Genomic DNA, 3,223 nt, shown 5'->3' on the forward strand with positions numbered 1-3,223 from the left:
AAGAGCGCTTTTTAAGGCGCTCATTGACCAAGAGTCATATAGAAAAAAGGTGCACATCATATTGTATGTATGTTTTTTATGGCTGTGCAGTTTTTATACAAAATCCTTATTTGATAGATTTTTGATGATAATCGCTTAGATATTAATAAGTTAATTAGGTATTTGAAATATAATTTCACCAGGTTTGGAAAACCTATACAATTTTCTTGCGAATTTTAAAATGCCTTCTTCACTTGCTGTTAAAGTCTTAATATCTTTTTCGAGAGATTCTTCAACCTTTTCTAGAGTAGATAATCTTTGTTTTTCTTGATCTATTAGGACTTGTTTTGCTTTTATCAATTTTTGTTGTTGGTAAATGGAATGTTGAGCAGACAAAGTTAGAGACAATATAAAAGCTAAAGTTAACAAAAAACGCCATCTTAGTTTTTTATTCGTTTGTTGTTGATTGTAAGGATTAAATTGTTTTTTGGGGACTAATTGTTGTGATAATTCTGGGGTATTGCTCATTTTAATGCCTCCATTACTAATTATAGAATTTAAAATTTTTAAAGAAATCATATAAACAAAATGGGAATTTTGAAATCATTTTTGTGAATGTGGGATTGTAAACTTTAAATAAAATCCCTATTCTTTATTAAAAACGGCCTTTATTGAAGGGGCAATAAGGGCCGAAAAGAGATGAATTTGCAAGGGGTAATCTGCAAAATCTTTTAAATTGTAACATGTATATATACCTATAGTAGTTACGAAAAGGTAACAAAATCCTTATTTTATAGCAATGTGAAAAGAGCACACAGCAAATGTGTACTCTTGAAAGGAGTGATTTTATGAGTGATATCTCATAAAACCTAAACACTTTTAATAAGTAAGGAAGTCTAACTAATTTTACTACTTATCAAATCTAAATTATCTTATGGGCCAGGATATACCGTTAATAACCTGTCCATGATATACCGTCAATAACCCTATAAATATAACTATACATGCGGTAAAAGAGATACTTTGGATTGTATTTTTGTTTCCAGTTCATAAAAAACACCTCGCTTACAAATAGTTTAATTATATTATACAGTTATTAATTTGAATGTTAAGAAAACTTTATGTAAATTAAGGTGAATTTAAACAAAGTAGTTATTTGAATAGAAAGGGCAGTTAGAGAAGCCTGACTGCCCTAGCCCTTGAGTAGCTTTCATTATGTAATTTAGATGAAGATACTAGATATTAGAAATATAGCTCCTATCAAAATTAGAGATTCAAATAAAATCAAAAATTGGTTTTTCTTTGGCTTTTTTAATTCTTTAATTAAGCCCAATACTGCACTTATACCGAAAATAATATATAGGCAGATTATTATGGTTTCTGACATTTTCAACACTCCTAATATATAGATATTTCTATTATATACCGAAAGTTAAATGTATGTAAGATTTTAACAAAATCCTTATTTAAATAAAAGAAACCCCGATTGTCTGCGGGGCTCCTAAGGGTAATCGTCAAGTAATGACGTACTCGACTAATTAAAGGTATCATGAATTTTTTGGTAAAAATACTGGTAAATGTGTCCAAATGAATGAGGGTATCATTTGGAACAAAAACGCTATTTAAATTTCAAACAAAAGAACAGTCAGCAAAAGCTAACTGTCCCATTTTGGAGGAAAATCAATTGTTACAGATTGGCGTATTCAAAGTATGGACAGAAATTGGGGATTTATTCAGACAAAACTAAAAAGAGCACCTTCAAGTAGTGCTCTCAGTAAGTTGGGCCCTCAGAGAGTAGTGTGGCACACATGATAATATATGTGAGTTATTCATTGAGGTGCAAATACCTAATAAAAACTACATTTGGCACAACAAAGCAGCTAGCAAAAGCTAACTGCTTAGCCCCAAGTAAGAGAGAGGAGCGCTTTATTAGGTCTAAGGCTGAAATAAGGGTTCTAGATGTTAAGACATAGGACCTAATATATAATATGGATCTTACTTCAGAAATTATGTATATAAATTGTATTCATACAAAAATGGTTAAAAAACAAAGTAGCTAGCTCAATTAACTAACTACTTGTTGTACAAAAGAAATTAGGACCTACAAGTAATGATGTGAAACTTTAAGTTACGGTTATAGTGTAAACAAGATTGGAAAAGTTATTCGGAAGTGAACTTAATAAAAATTTCATTTTGTATGTATTTGAAACACAATAAGAGCACTTCATAAAAGTGCCCTTGTGACGAGTTTCGTTTTTAAAAAGAAAGGAATACACCGTATCATACGGAAATCTTCTGAAATGTGCTTGTGTTAATTAATTAGTATTTGTAAAAAAGCAGCTAGCTCAATTAGCTAACTGCTCATCTCCAAGGGGGAACAAGGAGAAAATCTAATGTCATATACAGTATTAACGGAATATTGAGTTTTATTCAGGGGATTATGTTATTTGATTGACGAAAAATTCCTTTATTAGCAGTAAAACACCGAGGAGAGACAAGACTTCAATTGAGAACCAAAACATGCTTTTTTGAGGTTTTTTAAACTCCATTAGTATGGAAGAAAATAAAAAGATCGCAATTATCATGATAATTAAGAGACGGACTATATCAGACATTAATAGCACTCCTAATATTTAATCAGTTTCATTATATAGTTATTTCCAATGAGACGGAATTTGAGACTTGTTTTATTGAAATTCGAACAAAAAAGGTCCTGTTGTCTCCAACAGAACCTTTCCTAAAATGACAAAGAGTAACTCTTACCTTACTCTTCTGCTATATAATACACAAAACACGTATAGATGTGTAGAACAAGAAATTCCAATATAATTATTCGTATAAAGTGTTTAAAAGTATCCTTTCAGGGATTAATATAAGGGATTAAATTACAAATGTTGATTTATCAATGGATTTTAATGATGCGCTAGTAAGTTATAGTTAATAAAAAAATATTACAATAAAAAAATATGAAATGTTGCATATTCAATTAAAATAGAAAGTTACAAGTAGAAAGCGAGGAATAACAATGGGACTAGGAAACCGTGGGATGGCATTTGAAATGCTTATTAATCTATCTATCGAACGAAATGTATCAAAGAAGGGGAGTGGCGCATGCCCATCAACTTAAGAATTTAGAATTCCCCCCAAAATTATGAGTTTTTTGTTGCAAGTTGTCACAAAATTTCGTTTTTATGGTAGTTTTATTTTCTTAGCTTGATTGCGATGAGCGGTACCCCATAAAGGG

Annotated in this window: 2 protein-coding genes; one reads left to right on the top strand and one right to left on the bottom strand. The window is 30.6% G+C overall.

Features of this window, described 5'->3' with window-relative positions:
- Positions 1-150: 150 nt before the first annotated feature.
- On the bottom strand, positions 151-507 hold the full coding sequence (locus tag FT637_RS29415) for an FtsB family cell division protein (protein WP_193649239.1): 357 nt from the start codon (positions 505-507) through the stop codon (positions 151-153).
- A gap of 2,497 nt (positions 508-3,004) precedes the next feature.
- Between FT637_RS29415 and FT637_RS29420 the strand changes: the two genes are divergently transcribed.
- Positions 3,005-3,106 (top strand): recombinase RecU, encoded by a 102-nt coding sequence (locus FT637_RS29420; protein ID WP_227494016.1) that lies wholly within the window; start codon positions 3,005-3,007, stop codon positions 3,104-3,106.
- Positions 3,107-3,223: the final 117 nt, after the last annotated feature.

Source organism: Bacillus cereus, from assembly GCF_015071065.1.
Lineage (GTDB): Bacteria > Bacillota > Bacilli > Bacillales > Bacillaceae_G > Bacillus_A > Bacillus_A cereus_BA.